This is a genomic window from Nocardia arthritidis (assembly GCF_011801145.1).
GTDB classification, from domain to species: Bacteria; Actinomycetota; Actinomycetes; order Mycobacteriales; family Mycobacteriaceae; genus Nocardia; species Nocardia arthritidis_A.
In genome coordinates, this window is the sequence record NZ_CP046172.1 from 4,892,223 (window position 1) to 4,914,537 (window position 22,315).

At 68.1% G+C, this 22,315-nt stretch carries 22 protein-coding genes; 11 read left to right on the forward strand and 11 right to left on the reverse strand.

From position 1 onward, the window contains the following. Positions 1-73: 73 nt before the first annotated feature. Genes F5544_RS22145 through F5544_RS22160 form a run of 4 tightly spaced genes read right to left on the reverse strand, consistent with a single transcriptional unit; the run spans position 74 to position 2,748 of the window. The gene (locus F5544_RS22145) at positions 74-322 is read right to left on the reverse strand and encodes a hypothetical protein (RefSeq protein ID WP_203217629.1); all 249 of its coding nucleotides are present in this window, start codon (positions 320-322) and stop codon (positions 74-76) included. 30 nt (positions 323-352) lie between these two features. Next, positions 353-1,303 carry a class I SAM-dependent methyltransferase gene (locus F5544_RS22150; RefSeq protein ID WP_167474966.1) on the reverse strand — a complete coding sequence of 317 codons (951 nt, stop codon included), beginning with the start codon at positions 1,301-1,303 and terminating at the stop codon, positions 353-355. A gap of 10 nt (positions 1,304-1,313) precedes the next feature. Beyond that, positions 1,314-2,096, reverse strand: coding sequence for a hypothetical protein (locus F5544_RS22155; RefSeq protein ID WP_167474967.1), 783 nt, complete (start codon positions 2,094-2,096; stop codon positions 1,314-1,316). Positions 2,097-2,127: 31 nt separating this feature from the next. Next, on the reverse strand, positions 2,128-2,748 hold the full coding sequence (locus tag F5544_RS22160) for a TIGR03086 family metal-binding protein (protein ID WP_167474968.1): 621 nt from the start codon (positions 2,746-2,748) through the stop codon (positions 2,128-2,130). Positions 2,749-3,096: 348 nt separating this feature from the next. On the opposite strand from F5544_RS22160, the gene F5544_RS22165 reads away from it, so the two are divergent. Continuing rightward, on the forward strand, positions 3,097-3,954 hold the full coding sequence (locus tag F5544_RS22165) for an LLM class flavin-dependent oxidoreductase (protein WP_167474969.1): 858 nt from the start codon (positions 3,097-3,099) through the stop codon (positions 3,952-3,954). A 54-nt stretch (positions 3,955-4,008) separates the two neighbouring features. Here the strand turns inward: F5544_RS22165 and F5544_RS22170 are convergent, their stop codons facing one another. Beyond that, positions 4,009-4,572: a CGNR zinc finger domain-containing protein gene (locus F5544_RS22170; RefSeq protein ID WP_167474970.1), complete on the reverse strand. Its 564-nt coding sequence runs from the start codon at positions 4,570-4,572 to the stop codon at positions 4,009-4,011. 87 nt (positions 4,573-4,659) lie between these two features. Between F5544_RS22170 and F5544_RS22175 the strand changes: the two genes are divergently transcribed. Beyond that, entirely contained in the window at positions 4,660-5,535 is an 876-nt protein-coding gene (locus F5544_RS22175; protein WP_203217630.1) for an alpha/beta fold hydrolase, read from the forward strand. A 39-nt stretch (positions 5,536-5,574) separates the two neighbouring features. On the opposite strand, the gene F5544_RS22180 is transcribed toward F5544_RS22175, so the two are convergent. Beyond that, on the reverse strand, positions 5,575-6,813 hold the full coding sequence (locus tag F5544_RS22180) for an FAD-dependent oxidoreductase (RefSeq protein ID WP_167474972.1): 1,239 nt from the start codon (positions 6,811-6,813) through the stop codon (positions 5,575-5,577). A gap of 91 nt (positions 6,814-6,904) precedes the next feature. Between F5544_RS22180 and F5544_RS22185 the strand changes: the two genes are divergently transcribed. Both F5544_RS22185 and rox read left to right on the forward strand, forming a co-directional pair. Continuing rightward, positions 6,905-7,897 carry a helix-turn-helix transcriptional regulator gene (locus F5544_RS22185; protein ID WP_167474973.1) on the forward strand — a complete coding sequence of 331 codons (993 nt, stop codon included), beginning with the start codon at positions 6,905-6,907 and terminating at the stop codon, positions 7,895-7,897. A 296-nt stretch (positions 7,898-8,193) separates the two neighbouring features. Then, positions 8,194-9,615 carry a rifampin monooxygenase gene (rox, locus tag F5544_RS22190; RefSeq protein WP_167474974.1) on the forward strand — a complete coding sequence of 474 codons (1,422 nt, stop codon included), beginning with the start codon at positions 8,194-8,196 and terminating at the stop codon, positions 9,613-9,615. Here the strand turns inward: rox and F5544_RS22195 are convergent. Both F5544_RS22195 and F5544_RS22200 read right to left on the reverse strand, forming a co-directional pair. Then, positions 9,567-10,391, reverse strand: a complete 825-nt coding sequence (locus F5544_RS22195) for a MerR family transcriptional regulator (RefSeq protein WP_238847384.1) — start codon at positions 10,389-10,391, stop codon at positions 9,567-9,569. The two genes, rox and F5544_RS22195, sit on opposite strands and share 49 nt — an antisense overlap. Then, positions 10,388-11,200, reverse strand: a complete 813-nt coding sequence (locus tag F5544_RS22200) for an alpha/beta fold hydrolase (RefSeq protein ID WP_238847385.1) — start codon at positions 11,198-11,200, stop codon at positions 10,388-10,390. Before F5544_RS22200 ends, F5544_RS22195 begins: the two co-directional genes overlap by 4 nt. A gap of 540 nt (positions 11,201-11,740) precedes the next feature. Here F5544_RS22200 and helR point away from each other — a divergent pair. The 3 genes from helR (at position 11,741) to F5544_RS22215 (ending at position 15,387) form a co-directional block, all read left to right on the forward strand. Next, entirely contained in the window at positions 11,741-13,909 is a 2,169-nt protein-coding gene (helR, locus tag F5544_RS22205; RefSeq protein ID WP_174867386.1) for an RNA polymerase recycling motor ATPase HelR, read from the forward strand. A gap of 154 nt (positions 13,910-14,063) precedes the next feature. After that, positions 14,064-14,327: a hypothetical protein gene (locus F5544_RS22210; RefSeq protein WP_238847386.1), complete on the forward strand. Its 264-nt coding sequence runs from the start codon at positions 14,064-14,066 to the stop codon at positions 14,325-14,327. A 58-nt stretch (positions 14,328-14,385) separates the two neighbouring features. Continuing rightward, complete coding sequence (locus F5544_RS22215) at positions 14,386-15,387, forward strand: hypothetical protein (protein ID WP_167474976.1); 1,002 nt, start codon at positions 14,386-14,388, stop codon at positions 15,385-15,387. Here F5544_RS22215 and F5544_RS22220 read toward each other — a convergent pair. Continuing rightward, entirely contained in the window at positions 15,377-15,718 is a 342-nt protein-coding gene (locus tag F5544_RS22220; protein ID WP_238847387.1) for a hypothetical protein, read from the reverse strand. The genes F5544_RS22215 and F5544_RS22220 overlap by 11 nt on opposite strands. A gap of 316 nt (positions 15,719-16,034) precedes the next feature. On the opposite strand from F5544_RS22220, the gene F5544_RS22225 reads away from it, so the two are divergent. Then, on the forward strand, positions 16,035-16,475 hold the full coding sequence (locus tag F5544_RS22225) for an SgcJ/EcaC family oxidoreductase (RefSeq protein WP_167474977.1): 441 nt from the start codon (positions 16,035-16,037) through the stop codon (positions 16,473-16,475). Here F5544_RS22225 and F5544_RS22230 read toward each other — a convergent pair. Both F5544_RS22230 and F5544_RS22235 read right to left on the reverse strand, forming a co-directional pair. Beyond that, entirely contained in the window at positions 16,455-17,591 is a 1,137-nt protein-coding gene (locus tag F5544_RS22230; RefSeq protein WP_174867388.1) for an alkaline phosphatase family protein, read from the reverse strand. The two genes, F5544_RS22225 and F5544_RS22230, sit on opposite strands and share 21 nt — an antisense overlap. 42 nt (positions 17,592-17,633) lie before the next feature. Beyond that, positions 17,634-17,945: a nuclear transport factor 2 family protein gene (locus F5544_RS22235; protein ID WP_167474978.1), complete on the reverse strand. Its 312-nt coding sequence runs from the start codon at positions 17,943-17,945 to the stop codon at positions 17,634-17,636. Positions 17,946-18,156: 211 nt separating this feature from the next. On the opposite strand from F5544_RS22235, the gene F5544_RS22240 reads away from it, so the two are divergent. The 3 genes from F5544_RS22240 (at position 18,157) to F5544_RS22250 (ending at position 22,313) form a co-directional block, all read left to right on the forward strand. Next, positions 18,157-19,032, forward strand: coding sequence for a TIGR03621 family F420-dependent LLM class oxidoreductase (locus tag F5544_RS22240; protein ID WP_167474979.1), 876 nt, complete (start codon positions 18,157-18,159; stop codon positions 19,030-19,032). Positions 19,033-19,067: 35 nt separating this feature from the next. After that, entirely contained in the window at positions 19,068-19,928 is an 861-nt protein-coding gene (locus F5544_RS22245; protein WP_167474980.1) for a TIGR03621 family F420-dependent LLM class oxidoreductase, read from the forward strand. 105 nt (positions 19,929-20,033) lie between these two features. Next, entirely contained in the window at positions 20,034-22,313 is a 2,280-nt protein-coding gene (locus F5544_RS22250) for an ATP-binding cassette domain-containing protein (RefSeq protein WP_167474981.1), read from the forward strand. The last annotated feature ends 2 nt before the right edge of the window (positions 22,314-22,315 follow it).

The window sequence follows — 22,315 nt, forward strand, 5'->3', positions numbered from 1 at the left end:
TCACCTCCTGGGACGATGTCACGGTCCCGGTAGGTTACCAACAGTGCCGGTTTGTGGGCCACTTCTTTTTCCGTCAATGCACGGACTGCTGGTAGCAGGCCACGTCGTACTGCGATTGGGATGCGTAGTGCTGGCCGCCGGTGCCGCCGTCGGCGCTGTTGATCCCCGGCTCATTGAACGCTGAGCCCGGGCTGTTCGCCGAGTGACCGGGTGTATTCGGCTCGACCTGTTGACACGATTGGTTCGGTTGCCCGGTATTTCCGGTCGGATTCGCGGCCGCGGGCGCGGCGAACAACACACCCGCGCCGATGGTGATTGCCACGAGGGCCATAACCTTGCGCCGCCCGAATAGTTATTGCCCGTTGCCGAGGGTGCCGCTGACGTAGAGCACATCGCCCATGCGCATATCGTCCGTCAGGGGCGGAAGATCGTTGGCGGAGAACAGGTCCCGGACGTTGATGCCGGTCAGCGCCCAACCGCGCGCGGTCAGGTAGGGGGCCGCTTCGTTGCGGGCGCCGTAATATCGCAGCCTCGCCATGTCGGTGTCGAAACCCTGCGCGCGCCAGCGTTCTGAGATGCGCCGCAGGCTTTCCTTCGTCTTGTCCTCCTCGCCGGGGCGCGGGTTGGGCCTGCTTTCGGTGGCCACCCGGCTGCCCGGCGCGCTGAGTTCGGTGATGGTGTCCAGCAGGCGGTCCTGCACCTCGGGTGGCAGGTAGCCGAGCAGCCCCTCGGCGCTCCACGCGGTCGGCCGGGACGGGTCGAATCCTTTGTCGCGCAATGCGTTCGGCCAATCATCACGCAGATCGACCGCGACCACCCGGCGTTCGGCGGTGGGTGCGGCGCCGAACTCGGCCAGCGTGCGGGTCTTGAATTCGACGACCTGCGGCTGGTCGATCTCGTACACCACGGTGCCGGGCGGCCACGGCAGCCGGTACGCGCGGGAATCGAGTCCCGAGGCCAGGATCACGACCTGGGTGATGCCGGCGTTCGTGGCGTCGAGGAAGAACTCGTCGTAGAACTTCGTCCGCACCTTGGCCGCGTCGATCCAGATCTGCCCGACCAACTCGTCGGGTGGCGCTTCGCCGGTCGCCAGCCGGGTGAGGAGGTCGACGCCGACCGCCCGGACGAGCGGTTCGGCGAACGGGTCGTCGATGAGCCGACGGTCCGCGCGAGTCGCTATCGCCCGGACCGCCGCGGCCATGGTCGCGGTCGCGCCCACACTGGATGACAGGTCCCAGGCGTCGCCCTCGTATCTGCTGGACTGCCTTGAACTTTCGTCGCTGGATGACGAGGTCTCGGTCATGGTCGGCAATCTACGCGCGGCCACCGACAGTCGGCGCGGTCGAGAACGATTCGAGGTTCAGGATCGCGATGTGATCCTGCTGCGCGATGGCGAGGCGCGTTCCGTTCGGATGCGCGGCGGCTACCGGTGTCGGTATATGTGTGACGCCGTAGCTGCTGTCCTTCGCTCCCGCATCCACATCGGGCCACTCGGCGAGCAGCCGTCCCGACCCGGGGTCGATCAGCCTCGGGTGACCGTGCAGGGACATGATGCGCGCACCGCAGGCGATCATCGTGCCGACCGGGTGGGTGACCGTCGAGCGGTGCAACCAGCGAGCCGAGCCGACGGACCAGATTCCGAGCTGCCCTGGCCCGAGCACATCGGAATCGCTGTCTTTGTTGTCGAGTGGATCGTCGTTCGATGCGGCGACCGCCACCCGGTCGTCGTCGAGCCAGCACGCGGATTCGACCTCGGCGTAGATCGCGTCCAGCGGCAGAACTCCGGGTCCGTCGAGCACCTTCGCGTCTTCGGCGGCAGCGGCGAGGTCGAAGATCATGGCGATCCCGTAGGGATGCCAAACCCAGCCCGCGACAAGGAGATAGCGCCCGCCCGGGCTGATCGACAGCCTGGAATGGAAGACATCCGTCGGTGACCGTGGTCCCTCGGTTATGCGCCGCCCGGTCTCGGCGTCGTCGATCTGCAGCACGTTGTACTCGTCCGGGCAGTGTACGACGACCTCGCGCCCGTCGGGCAGTGCGCCGAGGGTGATCGGATAGTCGAAATCCTCTGCATCGTCCCCCCTACGTACGGCCAACGCTACCGCATTCCCGGGGCGGCGTGCACGCTCAGAACGGGGTTCTGTTCGGGTTCCTGCCCATTCGGTGCAGTAGCCGATTCTGTTGTGTCGCATCGTGTTCGGGCGTGCCTTCGGGGGCCGCGAAGAAGCGGTGCGTTGTGTCGGCAGCGGTGGGGGTTTCGGACAGTCCGGCGTAGATCTCGTCGAGGTGGTGGTCGATCCACGAGATCAGGGAGGTGTCGAGGGTGTCCGCCGTGTCGATGGCGCGCGCGAGATCCCAGGTGTGGATGGTGTTGTCGGTGGTCCGGACCGCGAGCGCCTGTTCGCCGGTCACCCGGCCCAGCGGGTAGTCGAGGATCTGCCGCAGCGCGCCGGGACGGGTGAACGCCTCGGCACACAGCCGCACGGATCGGGTGTAGGCGTCCGCCGGGTCCGAGCCCAGCGCGTCGGCGTCGCGCAGCCGCAGGAATTCCGCGCGGGTGCCTCCGTCGACGAGCCCGACGTAGTTGAGGTTCCCGCGGGTCACGTGATTGACCAGCTGGCGCACATTCCACGCCGAACACGGAGTCGGCCAGCACCACTGCTCGGGCCGGATCGCGCGCAATTTCTCCCCGAACTCGTTGCTGGACAGCAGGAACCGAGCGACGATTCCCTCGAAACAGTTGGTCACGCCGGATAGCGTCTCCCACACCGCAGACCGCGGCTGGCGGGAATCGGACCTCGCGCTATGCGGTGCAGGTTCTGGTCACGTGGCACAGCTTGGCCGAGCTGACCGCCGCACCATCATGCGCCCGCTGACGGTTGAACGCACACCGATCGCGCTCACCGTACCGTCATCGCCGAGCCGCTACGATCAGCAGATCTTGCATGCGGTGCCGAATCGCAGTGTGTGCGGATTCGAGCGTTGGATGGTCCGAATGCGGCGGAAACACATTGCAATCCGGCACGGGATGGCGGTATCGGGCGATCTTCGGCGATGGTGTGGCCACAGTGTCGCCTCGGCGTCGAGGCTGGTGTCATGAAAATCGTCATCGGCCTGCCGAATCACATCGCCGGTGTGCCCGGCCCGGTCATCGGTGAATGGGTCCGCCGCGCCGGGCGGCGCGGGTTCGCGGGTGTCGGCACCATCGATCGTCTCGTATATCCGAGTCTGGACTCGATCGTCGCGTTGGGGATCGCCGCCGGAGCCGGTGCGGACCTCGAATTGGTGACCAATATCCTGCTGGCGCCGCTGTATCAGCCGACGGTGCTGGCCAAACAACTCGCGAGCCTGGCCGATGTCGCGGGGGACCGGCTCGTCATCGGTGTCGGCGTCGGTTCGCGGGAAGACGACTATGCCGCCGCGGGCGTCGATTTCGCCGCCCGCGGTCGCATCCTCGACGAACAGATCGCGATCATGCGCCGGGCGTGGCGCGGCGAACCCGTCGCCGACGGCACGCCGTTGTGTCCCGCGCCGGTGCGGATTCCATTGCTCGTCGGTGGCAAATCGAATGCCACGGTGCGGCGGGCGACCACCCTCGGTGACGGTTGGGTCGCCGGTGCGCTGCGCGACTATCCGGACCAGTCGGCGTTCGCCGACCGGATCCGGGCCGGTTGGAAAGAGGCGGGCCGACCCGGTGATCCCGTGATCCACGCTTCGGTGAACTTCGCGATCGGCGACGACGATATCGCTCAGGCGGGACGCGAACATCTGGGCCGCTACTACGGATTCAACCCCGCATACGCCCAGCTCAACGTCGACGACATGCTCACCGACGCCGCCGACGCCCGCGAAACCGTCCGCGCCTACCGCGATCTCGGCTTCGACCGGCTGATCTTCCACCCCACGGTGACATCGGTCGAGCAGGTCGACCGCCTCGCCGACGCGATCCTCTGACGGTCGCGAATTCGTCTGCGGCGCAGGAATTCTGGAGCTCGGCGAGGGGCGCGTCTAGGGGTTCGGGGCGGGCTTGTGGCGTTGGTAGTAGCGGGCGACGCGGGCTCGGTTGCCACAGCGTTCGGGTGAACACCATTGTCTGCGTGGATGGTTGGGGAGGAACAGCAGGACGCAGTCGTCGGCGGCGCAGCGCCTGAGTTCGGTGATGCGGGGGTCGGTCAACAGGTCGGCGGCCGCGTCGGCGAGGACCGCGGCGAGGCGGGCGCCGGGTGATCCGTTGCGGCGGACGACGGAGACGACGGATCGGCCGTTCCATTCCAGGTGCGGGGTGGCGGGTGCGGCGGATCGGGCCTCGTCGAGCGCGCGCAAGGCGGCGGCGGGTGGTCGGCGGGCGTGCAGCAGAGCTTCGAGCGCGGTGGTGGTGTGCTCGCGCACGGCCCGCACCATCGCCAGGTCGTCCCGGGTCGGGCGGCCGGTGGCTCCGGGTATCCGCTCGGTTTGCAACCGCAGCCAATGTGCCAGTTGCGCGGGCGTTTCCAGTAGGTCGCCGACGGCGGATCGGGTGTTGACCAGGTCCAGCGCCAGCGGCTCACCGATCAGCGGTTCGGCATCAATCACGGGCTAATGGTAACTCGATGAGTTGACGCATTAGAAGAAGATGGTCTAGTACTAATGCATCATCATCTGAAGAAAGCATGTGAAGAAATGGTCGAGCTGCCTCGGGTCCGGTACGGTCGCGTCGATGTCGACGGCGTCGATGTGTTCTACCGGGAGTCGGTGCCGGAGCGCCCGGACGCGCCGGTGTTGTTGCTGCTGCACGGTTTTCCGTCCGCCTCACACCAGTTCCGCCGGCTCATCGACGTGCTCGGCGCCGAATACCGGCTCGTCGCACCCGATTACCCGGGCTTCGGAAATACCGTCGCGCCAACGGATTTCGAGTACAGTTTCGACCGTCTCGCCGAGGTCGTGGACGGTTTCGTGCGGCGGCTCGGACTGTCCCGTTTCGCCATGTACGTCTTCGACTTCGGCGCACCGGTCGGGTTCCGGCTCGCGGCCCGCGACCCGGAACGGATCACCGGCCTGGTGGTGCAGAACGGAAATGCCTACGAGGCCGGATTATCCGATGGCGCACGCGAATTCATCGCGCTGCGCCCCGGCCGGGATGGCGCCGAGGACACCATCCGCGGGCTGCTCACCCTCGACGGCACCCGCGGCCAGTACGAGCACGGCGTCACCGAGACCGCCCTGTTGTCACCGGACGGCTGGACGCTGGATCAGCACTATCTCGACCTGCCGGGCCGCGTCGAGGCGCAGCTCGCGCTGGCCTTCGACTACCACTCCAACGTCGCCGCCTACCCGCGCTGGCAGTCCTGGCTGCGTCAGCACACGCCGCCCACCCTGATCGTCTGGGGCGCGAACGACCCCTTCTTCCCCGCGCCCGGCGCCCACGCCTACCTCGCCGACCTGCCCGATGCGGAACTGCACCTGTTCGACACCGGCCATTTCGCGCTCGAAACACATCTCGCCGAAATCGCCCCACTCATCGCGGATTTCCTCGACCGGCACTCCGTCCGGCCCTAGATGTCACCGTGGCCGATTCGAAATCCATCCGCGGCGCCGTCAGTGACGCAGCCGGGCGGCCGCGGCGAGGAGTGGGGTGCCCAGGGCGGTGGCCGCGGCGCCGAATGTGGTGTCGGTGGCCAGGATCCATCGGACGGTTCGCATGGCCAGGGTGAGGACTTCGCTGCCGCGTCGACGCATGCCCGCCTCGAAGTGCGCCACCGCGTCGGTGAGGGTGGTGGTGCCGTCGGTGGCGGCGCGCAGGTGCTCGAGCAGGCTGGCGGCGTCGCGGATGGCCGCGCCCGCGCCCATTCCGGCGGTGGGTGGTGTGGCGTGCACGGCGTCGCCGAGCGCGGTGATCCGGCCCGCGGGCCAGGGCGCGAGATCGTCGGCGCGGGTGGAGGCGGCGTTGAAGCGGAACGCGGCCACGCTGTGCGAGTCGGCCTTGGCGATGACCTCGAGCGTGTGTTCGGCCCAGCCCCGTGTGCGGAACCGGCCGAGCAGCGCGGCCAGCAGCTCATCTCCGCGCAGGTCACGCAGGGAATCCGTGGCCGCGGATTCGGGGAACATGGCGCCCCAGATATAGGTGGGTCCGGTGGTGACCGACATTCGCAGGTCCGGAGCGTCGAGCGCGGCGTTGCCTACCGGGTCGAGGAAGCCGATGTAAAGCGCTGCCGCGCGCGGGCCGATCGCCGTCCCCGAACGTAGCCGCAGCCGCCGCTGCTCGCCGGGGCCGAGGTCGCCCAAAAGGGTGCGGCCGGAGAACCCAATGATGCCCGCCGGGCTGTTGGTCGGGCCTCCCGCCAAGTGGCGGGCCACCACCGAGTGCGCGCCGTCCGCACCCACCACGAGATCCGCCGAAACCGGTGCCCGGTCGGTGAACAGCACCCGGGGTGCGCCATGGTCGTCGTACCCGACACCGGATACCCGGTGACCCAGGTGCAGACTGTCACCCGCGGCTTCGGCCAGCAGCAGCCGCAGGGTGATCCGGTCGACGTCGACGCTGCCGCTGCCGCTCAGATCCGGCCCGTGACCGAGCAGCCGTCCGCGGCGATCCCAGAACGCGTCGCGCTCGCGCAGCCGCAGCGCCGAACCCGATGCCAGCAGCCGCCGCATGATCGCCGGTTCCACCAGTTCTTTCAGCGCGGTCTGCGCCCGCTCGTCGAGGGTGATGTGGTAGCCACCCGTCGCCGCCACATCGGTATCGCGGTCGAATACCGCGACATCGAATCCTCGGCGCCGCAATCCCGCACCCAGTGCGAGCCCGCCTATTCCGCCACCGACCACGACCACCCGCATACCGACCGTCCTTTCCGTTATCTGCCGAACCGAGGCAACCTTGGCATCGGTAGTGGACACCGAGTGGCCGCTACCCGGTCATGATGGGACGATGGCGAATACCGCACACCGGGCGTTGCGACTGCTGTCGCTGCTGGGATCGGGACGGTGCTGGCCGCTGCGCGAGCTGGCCGCCCGGCTCGGCGCCAGCGAACGCACCGTCCGCCGCGATATCGAAACCCTGCGCCTGCTCGACTACCCGATCACCACCGTCCACGGCCCCGACGGCGGTTATCGGCTCGGCGCCGGGCACACCCTGCCGCCGCTGCTGTTCGACAACGACCAGGCCCTCGCGGTCGCGGTGGCCCTGCAGACCGCGCCGAGCACGGTATTCGGGCTCGGGGACGATGCGGCGCGGGCGCTGGCCACGCTGCATCAGGTGATGCCGCCCGCCCTGCGGGCATCGATGGAATCCCTGCGCCTGACCCGGTTGCGGAACTACTGGGAGTTCCCCGCGCCGCCCATCGATCCGGCCGCGCTGACCGTGGTCGGCACGGCGGTGCGGCGCCGTCACCTACTCGTCGTCGAGACATTGCGGCCCGACGGCACCCGCCCCGAACCCGGAGAACCCGACTTCCTGCCCGCGCATCGGGTCGAGCCGCATCACCTGGTCGTCTGGGCCGCGCGGTGGTACCTGGTCGCCTACGACCGCACCGACGGCGAATGGCAGGTGCGGCGCGTCGATCGATTGCACGCCCGCCCCACCACGCAGCCTTTCCGAGCCCGCGACCTACCCGGCGATGACCTCGCCCAGTTCGTGATGAGCACCCACAACCGCGGCGACACACCCGCTCCCTGGCCGTGTACCGGCACCGCCCGGCTCGACCTGCCCGCTCATATCGTGGCCCGCTGGGCGCCGGGCGGCTCCGTCGTGGAATATCTGGATGCCGAGCACTGTCGGCTCACGCTCGGCGCCTGGTCCTGGGCGGGTGTCGCGGGCATTCTCGCCACGTTCGATTCCGAACTCACCGACCTGCACCCGCCCGAGCTCGTCCACGCCTGCCGCCGACTGGCACGCCGATGGGCCACGATCGAGGACGCCTGAGCGGTGACCACCGAGCCGTTGTTCCGCGTACCGGTGACCATCTGCGGTAGCGATGCGGGCGCGTGGCATCCGAAAAACGTTGCGGTGGAAGTCATTTCGCGACACACCCGCGAAGTGTGATTTGCTGTGAGTTGTCGGCCGATCGCAGGCCTGCGAAAAAGGGAAAGCGCATCGCCTTCCACCTTCAATCTATAGCGGACCCCGGGGCTTGCGGCAAGACCGGGGTGGTGCCGCAGAATCGCTGGCCGAGACCATAACTCGGGGTTGTCCCGCCGGGTCGGGAAGTTGAGGTTGTGATGATTGATGTGATCGTCGTCGGTGCCGGACCGACCGGGGTGATGTTGGCCAGTGAGTTGCGGTTACAGGGCGTCGATGTGCTCGTGCTGGAGCGGGACGCGGAGCCGACGAAGGTTGTCCGCGCGCTCGGCCTGCACGCGCGCAGCATCGAGATCCTGGACCAGCGCGGTCTGCTGGATCGGTTCCTCGCGCTCGGGCAGCGGTACCCGGTCGGCAGTTCCTTCGCCGGAATCGCCAAGCCCGCGCCGGAGGGGTTGGATACCGCGCATCCATATGTGCTCGGTATCCCGCAACCGGTCACCGATCGCTTGTTGACCGAGCATGCCGTCGAACTCGGGGTGGAGATCCGCCGCGGCCGTGAACTGGTTGGGCTGAGCCAGGACGAGGGCGGCGTCACCGCCGAACTGGCCGACGGCACCCGGATGCGCTCGCGCTATCTCGTCGGCTGCGACGGCGGCCGCAGTACGGTGCGCAAACTGCTCGGCGTCGGTTTCCCCGGCGAGCCGACCAGGGTGGAGACGCTGCTGGCCGAGGTGGAGCTGGACGCGCCACCGGAAACGGTGCGCGCGGTGATGACCGAGGTGCGCAAAACTCAGCTGCGGTTCGGTGCGGGTCCGCTGGCCGACGGCGGCTACCGCGTGGTCGTGCCCGCCGCCGGGGTGGCCGAGAATCCAAGGGTCCCACCGACTTTGGACGAACTCAAACAACAGCTGCGGGCGACCGCGGGCACCGACTTCGGCGCGCACTCGCCGCGCTGGCTGTCCCGCTTCGGCGATGCCACCCGGCAGGCCGAACGCTACCGGGTCGGACGGGTGCTGCTGGCCGGTGACGCGGCGCATATCCACCCGCCGGTGGGCGGGCAGGGGCTCAACCTCGGGATCCAGGACGCGTTCAACCTGGGCTGGAAGCTGGCCGCCGAGGTCGGTGGCCGGGCACCCGCCGGGCTGCTGGACACCTATCACACCGAACGCCATCCGGTGGCCGCCGACGTGCTGGACAACACCCGCGCGCAGATCGAGCTGATGTCGCTCGAACCGGGCGCGCGGGCGGTGCGCAGGCTGCTGTCGGAGCTGATGGACATCCCGGAGGTGAGCCGCCGATTGACCGAGCAGATCACCGCCATCGGGGTGCGCTACGACCTCGGCGACGAACACGACCTGGTCGGCAGGCATATGCGGGATGTGGCGTTGAAGCGGGGCCGCCTCTACGAGCTGATGCGCGGCGGACACGGGCTGCTACTCGACCGGACCGGCCTGCTCTCGGTGGCGGGCTGGACCGACCGGGTCGATCACGTCGTCGACAGCACCGAGGAACTGGATGTGCCCGCGGCGCTGCTGCGACCCGACGGTCATATCGCGTGGGTCGGTGACGATCAGCCGGAGCTGTCCGAACGTCTGTCGAAGTGGTTCGGCGCGGCCTGAACGCGTTCGATGTTGGTCCAGCCGGTCCAGCCGCGTTGCCGGAGCAGTTCGATGAGCCTGCGGGCCGGAGGGGCGGCGTCGAAGGCCTGTGTGTCGAGCAGTTCGGCGAACAGCGGCTCTAGGTCGGCGTCGCCGACGTAGTCGTCGCCGTGCTCGTCGGCGAGCTGGGTGAGGTAGCCGGCCATCGTGTCGGCCAACTCGACCAGGCTCGCATCGTCGACGGTTCCGTCGAGCACCCGGCCCAGGGTGCGATAGAAGGTGACGAGTCGCGGGTCCGCGATCTGTACTCGCTTGCGCGCCAACCATTCCGGGATTCGGTCGGGTGCGTGCGCGGCCAGCGGGATCCAGCCGTCGCGTTCGATGCCGACGATGCGTTCGTCGATGCCGAGCGCCCGGAGGTGGTCCAGGAATTCGACCACCTCCGGCGGCAGCGCCAGGCCGTCTCCGGCGACGAGGCGGGCGATCCGCTCGCGGTGCCGCTGCCGCTGCCGGATCTCCATCCGCAGGCGTTTGTCGATATCGGCTGCGGCAGCGGCGAATTCGTCAGGGTCGGCCTGTATCAGCTCCCGCACCCGGGCCAGCGGGACACCGGCCGCGGCGAGGGTCCGGATCTTGATCAGCTCGAGCACGGCGGCCGCGTCGTATCTGCGATATCCGCAGTGGTCGCGTTCCGGTTCCGGCAGTAGGCCTTTCGCGTGGTAGTGCCGCACCGCGCGCACCGTCACCCCGGCGTATGCGGCGAGTTCGCCGATGGTCAGCCTCGGACCGGTCGTCACGATGCGGTCCGGATGATCCGGGCGATGTTGGTGGCGTGGGTGACCGGCAGCCCGTGCCCGGCGTCGAGCCGGAACGTGCGGATATCCGGCCGCTCGCGGACGACTCGTTCGACGCCGGACCGCCAGTTCCGGTTGCGCCACACCGTTTCTCGGTCGTCGCTGTCGCCGGCCATCGAGGCGGACATGATCATGGTGATCGGCCGGTCGATCCGGCGGTATCGGTCGAGGATGGTGGAACGGACCGCATCGATCTCCAGATTCAGGTCCACGAACTGTTCGGCGGTGAGCAGCACCTGATGCGGTGTGCCCGCGGTGGGCTCGGCGGCGCGGCACAGCTGCTGCGCCATCGCACGGAATTCCGGCAGATCGGTTGCGGTGATGAATGGTTCGGGCACCGGATTCGCTCCATCGATGAGGACGAGTTCCGCTGCGCTGGTGGGGTTTTCGGCGGCGTAGTGCACGATGAGGTCGGCGCCCAGCGAGTGGCCGGCGAGCAGTGGCGGCGCGGGCAGGTCGCGGTTGAGCCGCGCCAGCACCGCGCCGAGATCTCCGAGGAATGCCTCGAAGGTGTACCGGTCACCGGCCGAGCTGCGGCCGTGGCCGCGCAGGTCGAAGCTGATGACCTCGAAATCGCGCCGCAGCAGTTCGATCAGTTCGGCCAGATCGGCCTGTGTCGTGAACAGTCCGGGGCACAGCACCAGCGGTCTGCCGATGCCGCCGCGCGTCACCGGGATGGTGACGCCGTCGTGGTGAATCGTGAACTGCCGCATCGTCTTGTCGTCGGGTGTTCCATCGGTTTTCGTGGTCACATCGACCATGGTGGAGGATTGCCCCTGCGTCATGGTCAAGCCGGTGGGCGCGCTTATCCTGTGCCGCATCGGAACCGGTGTGTTGGTAACCCGAAAGCGTTGGGACGCTGCGGAACTCGGATGGATCGGTCCCGGTGGCTCGCGCCGGGCGCGTGGAACATCGGCGAGACATCCGGGATGTGTTCTGGTGTATTCGGTCCGGCGGCTCGCGTTGAGTATCGGCGAGATCCAGGATGCGTTCTGGCGGAACATCATCGCAGAAGATCCCCGCCACGCATCGGTGAATCACAATGGCCGGATGCCGAAGGGGCCGGGAGCGCGGCACACTGTGATCGGGGATAAGAAGACGATCGACGCGCAGCACAACACCCGCACGAATTCTCTCTATTTAAACCTATACCGCACCCGGGGGCTTGCCGCAAGACCCGGGTCGTACCGCACAATCGCTGGCCGAAGCCGAAGCGGACATGGGAGTTGGGTATGCGGGTGCCGTCGTCGACGGATGGGGCGGGATCGTCGAGCCAACAGAAGGAGGGGTACGTGTCGGTTGACCGGTACGAGGACGAATTGCGGTCCGAGCGCGACTATGTGGCCGGGCTCTACACGCGGCTCGACACCGAGCGCGCACGGGTGAGGGGCAGATACGCCGCGGCGCTGCGGGGCACGGGCGGTACGCCGATGGAACGGGATTTCGAGGTGCGCGCGCTGGCGAAGGAGGCCAAGCGGCTGGACGTGGCCGATAACGGGCTGTGTTTCGGCCGGTTGGACACGCTTTCGGGCGACCATCTGTATGTCGGCCGTATCGGCATTTTCGACGAGGACGATGAATTCGAACCGCTGCTGCTCGATTGGCGGGCGCCCGCGGCGCGGCCGTTCTATGTGGCGACCGCCGCGACCCCGGAGAACATGCGCAGGCGGCGGCAGTTTCTCACCCGGGGGCGTCGGGTGGTCGATTTCACCGATGAGGTCCTCGGCCGTCCCGGCGGCGGCGAGCGCGGAGATGCGGCGCTGCTCGCGGCGGTGAACGCGCCGCGGGGCGCCGGGATGCGCGATATCGTCGCGACGATCCAGGCCGAGCAGGACGAGATCATCCGGCTGGAGCATCCGGGTGTGGTGGTGATCGAGGGCGGTCCCGGTACGGGTAAGACCGTGGTCGCGCTGCACCGCGTCGCCTATCTGCTCTATACGCGGCGCGAGCGGATGGAACGCGGCGGTGTGCTGGTTGTCGGGCCGAATCCGGCGTTCCTGAACCATATTTCGCGGGTGCTGCCGTCGCTGGGGGAGACCAACGTGGTGTTCATGACCACCGGCGATCTGCTGCCCGGCCTGCGGGTCACCGCCGAGGATGCGCCGGCGGCCGCGCGGATCAAGGGTTCGCTGCGGATTCTGGACGTGCTGGCGGCGGCGATCGCCGATCGGCAGCGGCTACCCGCGCAACCGCTGCCGATCGAGTTGGACGACGTCACGGTGCGCATCGACGCCGAGACCGCGGAGTGGGCCAGGGAAGAGGCCCGGGCGAGCGGTTTGCCGCACAACGAGGCGCGGGCGGTGTTCACCGAGATCATCACCTATGTGCTCGGCGAGCGGGCGGTCGGCCGGATCGGCCGGGGCTGGCTGACCAGGGACGACCGGGAGGCGTGGGAGGCGCTGAGGGTGGACGTGCTGGCCGAACTCGCCGAGAACGACGCGTTCGCCGCCGCGCTCGACGAACTGTGGCCGATCTTGACGCCGGAAAAACTGCTGGCCGAGCTGTACGCGTCGCCGGATCGGCTGCGGGCGGCGGGTGCGGATATGGCGCTCGCCCGCACCGACGGCGCGGCCTGGACGGTGTCGGATGTGCCGCTGCTCGACGAGTTGGTCGATCTGCTCGGCCGCGACAAACCGGCCGACGAGTCCGCGGAGCGGGAGCGCCGGGCGGCGGCCGAGTACGCGGCGGGCGTGCTGGATCTGATGATCGGCCGCGAGGACATGATGGACGACGAGGACCATCTGATGGCCGACGACCTGCTGTACGCCGAGGATCTGGCGGAGCGTTTCCTCGAGCGCGACACCCGGGAACTGGCCGAGCGGGCCGCCGCGGACCGGGAGTGGACCTACCGGCACGTGGTGGTGGACGAGGCGCAGGAACTGTCCGAAATGGATTGGCGGGTGCTGATGCGCCGCTGCCCGAGCCGGTCTTTCACGGTGGTCGGCGATCTGGCCCAGCGCCGGTCGGCCGCCGGTGCGACCTCGTGGGAGGCGATGCTGGCGCCGTATGTGCCGGGCCGCTGGGTGTACCGGTCGCTGTCGGTGAACTACCGCACTCCGGCGGAGATCATGGCCGTCGCCGCCGCGGTGCTCGCCGAATTCGCGCCCGCGATCCGGCCGCCGGAGTCGGTGCGCGCCTGCGGTGTGCCGCCGTGGTCGAGGCGGGTCGCCGCGCACGAAATACCCGCTGCCATCGAGGAATTCGTGCGCGCCGAGGCCGGTCGCGAGGGAACCAGCGTGGTGATCGGCCCGCCGGATGTGCCGGGCGCGGTGACGGCGGCGCAGACGAAGGGTCTCGAATACGACGCCGTGCTGGTGGTGGAGCCGGAACGGATCCTCGCCGACGGGCCGCGCGGCGCGGCCGAACTGTATGTCGCCCTCACCCGCGCGACACAGCGCCTCGGCGTGCTGCATTCCGGCCCGTTGCCGCGGGCGTTGAGCGGACTCGGCGCACCGGCGTAGCGGTCGGCGGGCTTCGGCAATAGCTAACTTCTGCTAGGCGATATCTGAAACATAGTCTGCTGCAACGACATTCGAGGTGCTACTTTTGTGCCCACATTCCTGATCATCAACGGGGGCTGTTGTGGGCGAAATAGTCGGACTCGACTTGGCGACCTTGTACCGTCTCACGGACGAACTGTCCGGGCATGCCACGAAGATTGCCGGAATCACCGTTTCGGCCAAGGTGACCATGCCGGGTTCGCCGGTGCAGTCGGCGTGTGATCAGGCCGTCGGGGCGGTGCACAAGGCATACGGCTTGATCGGCAAGAACATCGAGGCGATGGCGACGGCCGCCAAGTACGGCCTGAAAACATACGAGTTCATGGAGAAGACGAATACCGACCAGCTGCGCCGCTACACCAGCGGCGCTGGGGTCTGACCGTCATCGATGGCGAGTATCGCTGCTGGGTAACGGTTTTCGATCGCGGGTGAGGTGAATGACAACGATCAGCCATGTGCGCGGCTGCAATCCACAGTCGATGCTCGACTTCGCACAGGATCTGACGACGAAGAACAACGAGTTCACCGTCGCAGTGGACCAGATGGCCGGCGACGTAGACATCGCCATGGACAGCTGGCAGGGCAAGGGAGCCGCCGCGGCGGCGGAACGCGCGCTCGCGCACAAACTTTCGGCGAATCACCTGAGCGAGACCGTGGTCTCGCTGATCGATCACACCAATGCCTTCGGCACGGAGCTGTCGACGCATCGCACGTCGCTGCTGGATATCGTCGACCGCGAGGTCAAGCAGGCGGGGATGACGGTCGACGACAGCGGTAATGTCACCGCGCCGAAAGTGCCGCAGGGCGGCCCGGACAGCGCCACCTGGCGGCTGCTGCAACAGTCGATCGACGGACGGGCCGCGAGCATGCAGTCGCGAATCAAAGCGCTGCTCACCAAGTTCGGGGACGCCGAAACGAAAGCGGCACAGGCCATCGCAGGCGATATGCGGCTGCTGAGCGGCTACGAGAAGTCTCCGGACAAAGCGCCGATCGGTCCGCGCGTGCAGTCCATCCTCGACGGAAAGACGCTGCTGCCAACGGATCCGAAGCAGCTGCACGACTTCTGGCAGACGCTCACCCCGGCGGAGAAGGACGCGCTGTGGCAGCACGACAAGAACATCGGCAACCTGGACGGCCTGCCCGCCGCCGATCGCGACCACTACAACCGGATGAACCTCGATTACCAACTGTCCCGAGCACAAGCCGGTGACCCGAAATACCAGGGAGGAGGTGCGCGGCGGCCGGGCGGCGAGATTCGGTGTCGCGGCCCAGCGTTCCCATTCCTTCTCCAGTTCGGCGCGCTGCCGGGTGAGGGTGCGCACGGGTGCCACCTCGCAAACCCCATCGTCGTTGTGAGCTCAGTTTCGCTCTCTCATGATGGCGTATGCAGGGGGGCGCTGCGGGGGTTTTACCGGGACGGGTTCCGTTTTACTTCTTGATGAAAATCCCTGCCACATCGGCGTTCTTGATCGGGGTGTCGGCGTTGGCCTGTACGCCGCACAGCACGCCGACCGAGGCCATCGTCAGATCGACGACGGTGCCCGCGGGTTCGTGATCGTCGTTGGTCTGCTGTTTGACGAATTTGGTGATGGTGACGCGCTGGGTGTCCTGATCCTGTTTGACATATTCGCTGCACGGGGTGTCGCCGCCGCGGTTGAGCGCGGTCTTGACCTCGGAACACCCCGTGAGCGCCGCCGCGATCGCGGCGCAGAGCAGTACGGTCGCGCCTGCGGCGGCGCGGGGTCGCGGGCGCGGGAAGTCTCGCGTCATCCTCGTGTGTTCCTCGGGGTCGGTCGGACGGGTCGCCCCAGCCTATGCCAGTGCCCGGTGCGGCGGCCGCCCCGGCGCGCTGCCGCCGGGCGCCCGTTCGGATCAGCTTGCCGGGAACTGTGTTTCCTCGCGGCTGAGGGTGCGGGGGATGTCGAAGGCGGCCAGTTTGTCGGGGTGCCCTCCAGACACGGCGCACCACCCGGATCTGGCATGGCATGACTCACATCACATCCACTGGACCTCAACCGCTGTTCGTATTCGATGCTCGAAGCGTCGGGTGATCCACGAAAAACCAGGGAGGGCACGGTGATCGGTGATGAGCGTCGATGACATCCTGGCGCTGATGCGACAGAGTTGGGAACGCGGTGACGCCAGCTCCTACGCCGCCCTGTTCACCGAGGACGCGACGTTTGTCGACGTGCTCGGACGGGTGCAGCGGGGGCGGGCGGTGATCGCGCGCGAACATCAGAAGTTGTTCGACACCATTTATCGGGACAGCCGGTGGGCGGGCCGCGTCGAACGCGTCGCGGATCTCGGCGACGGTGTGGTCGTGGTGAACAGCGTCTCCGAGTTGTCGGTGCCGCGGGGGCCGCGCGCCGGTATCACGGCGGCCGTCCAAACCATGGTGGTGGTCGACGGATCGATCGCCTGGTTCCACAACACGGTGCGCACCGGGCTGGCCGATTTCGCCGACCACGATGCCGATCTGGCCGCGCTGTCCCCGCTCGGCTGGGCCTCAGGCGCGGAAAGTGCGTAGCGGGACGTTCATCTCGGCGGCGGTGAGCGAACCGTGGTGTGCGGCAAGGGCGGATTGCAGGGGTTCGACGCCGGTGCGCACGACGCCGCGGCTGCCGTGCGCGACGACGACGAGATCGCCGATGCGGTCGGCGACGTGGGTGGCGACGGCCGGGCCGAACCAGCCGCGGGCGATGGCGGCGTCGCGGGTGAGCACCTCGAAGTCGGCGCCGAGGGTGGCGCGCCAGGTGTCGGCGACATCGGCGGCGGCGCCGTCGCGGGTGTAGACGTGGCGGGCGCGGGCCTCGCCGCCGAGTTGGGCGACGCCGTCGCGCAGGGCGACGGTGGTGTCGAAGTCGACGCGGTCGGTGAGCGCGACCATGCCGTGGTCGGCGGTGACCACGAGAATCGCGTCGGGCGGCAGGTTTTCGGCGATATCGGCGGCGAGCCGGTCGACGTGGGTGAGTTCGTGGCGCCAGGCCGGCGAATCGGGTCCGCGCATATGCCCGGTGGTGTCCAGGTCGGGGTGGTAGGCGTAGACGAGTGCCCGGTCGCCGTCGCGGATGGCGGTGGCGACCTGGGCGATCAGGTCGCCGTCGGAGACCTTGGCGCGGAATACGCAGCCGCGCAACACCGCTCTGGTCAGCCCGGAGTCGGCCTGCCCGCGCGGCGCGACCTGGGTGACGGCGACACCGTCGGCGGCGGCGCGTTCGAAAACCGTTGGGGTGGGCTGGAACTGCTCGGGCACCAGGCGGGCGCGCTGATCGGTGCCGTCGCCGTGCAGCCGCCAGGCCAGCGGCGCGAGCGGTTTGTCGTGGCCGGGCACCCGGAACAGGTAGCCGACGATGCCGTGCGCGCCGGGCGGGACGCCGACGCCGAACGAGGCCAGGCTGGTCGCGGTGGTGCTGGGGAAGCCCGCGGTCATGGTGGCGGGTGCGAGGCCGGACAGGAACGGCGCCGCGGCCGGATGCGCGGCCAGCGCGTCGGCGCCGAGCCCGTCCACCAGCAGCACGCAGATCCGGCGCGCGGTCAGTCCGAGACCGAGCCGGTCGGTTTCACCGGGCACGCCGAGGCAGGCCAGCAGGGACGGCAGCAGATCCGCGAGTGACCCGGTGCCGTAGCGGGGCGCGACGAACACGTGCGCAAGATATCAGTCCGGGCGACGGCGGGTGGGATGTGTTCAGGCCTGGCCGGTTTCGAATCGGCTGATCTTGCCGTCGCGCACGGTGAACCGCCAGGCGGTGCGCATGGAACCCCAGCGTGAGTTGGTGTAGTCGGCGACGAGTTCGGTGCCGCCGGGGCCGACGGATTCGACGTTCATCCGGCCGTTGGCGCCGAAGATCTCCGAATCGGTCCATTGGGCGAGGTTGCGTTCGACGCCGTCGTCGGACATGGTGGCGTCGTCGGTGAGCGTGGCGAAGAAGCGGTCCGGATCGTTCTGGTTGAGCGCTTCGACGAACTCCTGCACCGCGGGATCTAGCTGTGTGGCCATCGGTTAACCCTCTCGTATCTGGTGAAACGACATCGGGCGACATGCAGCGAACACTCGGCGACCACTCTATTGCACAGTTGGTCACCCGGCCTGTTTTGCCGTCACGGCGCGGCTTTCGGTACGACCGCGAGGAATTGGGTTTCCGGCCTTGTCCGGACGGTGACGTCACTGGGACGTGGCGGGATGGCGTGGCTCGGGGTAGAACGGCGGCATGACTGTGCGGTCGTTCCGGTTCGGCGTGAATATGACGGTGCCCGACTCGCGGGCCCGGTGGATCGAAAAGTGCCGTAGGGCCGAGGAATTGGGTTACGACGTGATCGGTGTCGCCGATCATCTGGGGATGGCGCCGCCGTTTCCGGCGATGATCCTGGCGGCGGAGGCGACCGAGCGGGTGCGTTTGACGACGTTCGTGCTGAATGTGCCTTTCTACAATCCGGTGCTGCTGGCGCGGGACGTGGCGGGTGCGGACCTGTTCACCGACGGCCGGGTCGAACTGGGTTTGGGTGCCGGATATGTGAAGGCCGAATTCGACGCGGCGGGTATCGCGTTCGAATCGGGGCGGCGGCGGGTCGAACAACTCGCCGAGACGGTGGTGACGCTGCGGAAGTCGTTCGCGGGCGAGGGTTTCCAGCCGCATCCGGTGCAGCCCGGCGGCCCGCCGCTGCTGATCGCGGGCTGGGGTGAGCGGCTGCTGCGGCTGGCCGCCGAGCACGCCGACATCATCGGATTCACCGGCGCGGCCAGCGCCGCGGACGGCCACGGCCTGCGCATCGCGGGCCCGACGGAGTTCGATGCACGCATCGCATATCTGCGCGGGCTGCTCGGCGGACGCGATGTCGAGCTGAATGTGCTTGTGCAGCGGGTGATGACGCGGGACGAACAGCAGGAGTTGCTGCGCCAGCACGCCGCGCTGCTGCCCGCGGAACTGGTCGAGCATCCGGGTGAGTCACCGATCTTCCTCACCGGCTCCCCGGCCGAAATCGCGGAACGGGTGCGTGGACATCGGGAACGGTTCGGGTTCAGCTACCTCACGGTCCTCGAGGACAGCATGGAACGATTCGCGCCGGTGATCGAACTGCTGCGATGACGTCACAGTGACGTCGGCCGGGGTATAGAGGACACGTGACGGTAGCGCGTGATTTCCGGTTCGGCGTGACGATGGTGGTCTCCGAATCGCGGTCGCGGTGGCGGGAGAAGTGCCGCCGGGCCGAGGAATTGGGGTTCGACGTGATCGGTGTCGCCGATCATCTCGGCGCCCGGCGGCCCGCGCCGTTCCCGGCGTTGCTGGCGGCGGCGGAGGCGACCGAGCGGGTGCGGCTGACCACCTTCGTGCTCAATGCCGCCTTCTACACCCCGGCGCTGCTGGCCCGCGACGCGGTGACGCTGGACCTGTGCACCGACGGCCGGGTGGAGCTGGGTTTGGGTGCGGGATATGTGCGGGCCGAATTCGAGGCCGCGGGTATCCCGTTCCGGTCCGGCGGGCAACGGGTGGCGCACCTGGCCGAGGTGGTGACCGGGCTACGGTCGGCGTTCACCGGCACGCCGCCGCGGATTCTGCTCGCGGGCTGGGGCGACCGGCTGCTGCGGTTGGCCGCCGAACAGGCCGATATCGTCGCGCTGCCGGGCGCGTCGGCGGTGCGCGACGGCGGCCGGTTGCGGTTGGCCGGGCCCGGGGAGCTGGATGCGCGCATCGCCTATGTGCGCGGGCTGCTGGGTGCGCGCGCGGCGACGGTGGAGTTCAACAGCATGATCCAGCGGGTCGCGGGCCCGGGCGAACGGTCGGGGCTGCTGGACCGGTATGCCCGGATCTTCGAGACCGAATTGGTGGCGGCGCCGGAGGAGATGCCTACGCTGCTGCTCGGCACGCCGCGCGAGATGGCGGCGCGGGTGCGGGAGCGCGCCGACCGCTACGGGTTCACCTATTTCAGTGTGCTCGAGGATGCGATGGAGGCGTTCGCGCCGGTGCTCGAGCTGCTGCGCTGAACGTGTCGTTGCGCAGGCGCGCGGACGATAGACAACCGACAGTTATGTGATTTGCGTCACATTTACGCCCGCATTTTCCGGGTGTCGGATGGCATGGTTGTCGGCATGCCATTCACCGATGCCACAGTCTCCGATGTGATCCGCGTGCTGGGGGCCAGCGAGCACAACCTGCGTGACGTGTCGCTCGATATCCCGAAGAACAAGATCACCGTGTTCACCGGGGTGTCCGGCTCCGGGAAGTCCTCGATCGTGTTCGACACCGTCGCCGTGGAGGCGCAGCGGCAGCTGTACGCGACGTTTCCGGCGTTCATCCTGAATTTCCTGCCCCGCTACGAGCGACCGCACGCGGAGGCGATCGACAATCTGACCGCGCCGGTGATCATCGATCAGCAGCCGGTGGGCGGCGGCCCGCGCTCGACGGTGGGCACGATGACCGATATCTATTCGATGGTGCGGGCCATGTTCGCCCGGTTCGGCAGCCCGTCGGCGGGTTTCGTCTACCACTATTCGTTCAATGTGCCGCAGGGCATGTGCCCGGAGTGCGACGGGCTGGGTGTGACGGTGCGGGTGGATCCGGACCGGCTGGTGGATCGCAGCCGCTCGCTCAACGAGGGCGCGATCCTGCTGCCCGGCCACGGCCCGGGCGGCAACGAATGGAAGCTGTACGGCGAGTCGGGGCGTTTCGATCCGGACAAGAAGCTGGCCGACTACACCGCCGAGGAATTCCACGATCTGCTCTACGGCAGCGGCGGCACGGTGGAGTTGACCTTCGCCAAGGGCACCTGGAAGGCGAATTACGAAGGGGTGGCGGCGAAATTCACCCGCACCCGGCTGCAACGCGACACCTCGGCGTTGAGCGAGAAGACGCGCGAGCAGATGCAGCGGTTCCTCACCGAGGGTGTCTGCCCGTCCTGTGCGGGCGCCCGGTTGAACGCCGCGGCGCTGGCCACCCGGATCGATGGCCGCAATATCGCCGACTGGTCGCGGATGCAGATCACCGACTTGATGACGGTGGTGGCGGGGATCACCGATCCGGCCGCACGCGGGCTGGCCGACGCGATCGCCGCCGCGCTGGGCCGGGTCGCCGATATCGGGCTGGGCTATCTGAGCCTGGACCGGCCGACCTCCACCCTGTCCGGCGGTGAGGGGCAGCGGTTGAAGATGGTGAAGCATCTGTCCAGCACGCTGATCGGGTTGACCTACATCTTCGACGAACCCAGCGTCGGCTTGCATCCGCGCGATGTCGGCCGGTTGAACACACTGCTGCGGGCGTTGCGGGACAAGGGAAATACGGTGCTGGTGGTGGAGCACGATCCCGATGTCATCCGGATCGCCGACCATATCGTCGATGTCGGGCCGCGCGCGGGCGTGCACGGCGGGCGGATCGTATTCCAGGGCGGGTTCGCGGAGCTGCGGGCCGCCGACACCCCGACCGGGGCGGGGCTGCGACGGCCGTTCGCGGTGAAGACGCGGTTCCGGGAACCGCGGGGCGAGTTGCTGATCGAGCATGCGGACGTGCACAACCTGAAGGATGTGACGGTCGGCATCCCGGCGGGTGTGCTGACCGCGGTGACCGGTGTCGCGGGGTCGGGGAAGAGCAGTTTGATCCGGGATGTGTTCGTGCGCCGGTATCCGGAGGCGATCTTCGTCGACCAGTCCGCGATCGGTGCGTCGTCGCGGTCGACGCCGGCCACCTATCTGGGGTTGCTGGATCCGATCCGGAAGCTGTTCGCCAAGACCACAGGGCAGTCGGCCGCGTTGTTCAGCTTCAATTCGGCGGGCGCGTGCAAGCAGTGTGAGGGGCGCGGGGTGATCGTCACCGAGATCGCCTACATGGATCCGGTGACCACGCACTGCGACGCCTGTGACGGCCGCCGGTTCTCCGATGACGTGCTCGCGCATACGGTGCGCGGCGCCTCGATCGCCGATGTGCTGGCGATGTCGGCGGAGCAGGCGCTGGAGTTCTTCGCGGAGAAGGCGATTCATGCGAAGTTGCGCACGATGAACGAGGTGGGTCTGGAATATCTGAGCCTCGGCCAGGCGATGAGCACGCTGTCCGGCGGTGAGCGGCAACGCATCAAATTGGCCACCCAGCTGGGCAATGTCGGCAGCGTGTATGTGTTGGACGAGCCGACCACCGGCCTGCACATGTCGGATGTGGATACGCTGCTCGGCCTGTTGGACGGTTTGGTGGATCGCGGCAATACGGTGGTGGTGATCGAACACAACCTGGATGTGGTGGGTCACGCCGACTGGGTGATCGATCTGGGGCCCGACGGCGGTAAGGACGGCGGGGAGGTGGTGTTCACCGGGACTCCTGCCGAGTTGCTGACCCACCCGACCTCGCTGACCGGGGAGTATCTGCGGAAATACAAGGCCGCGTAGGT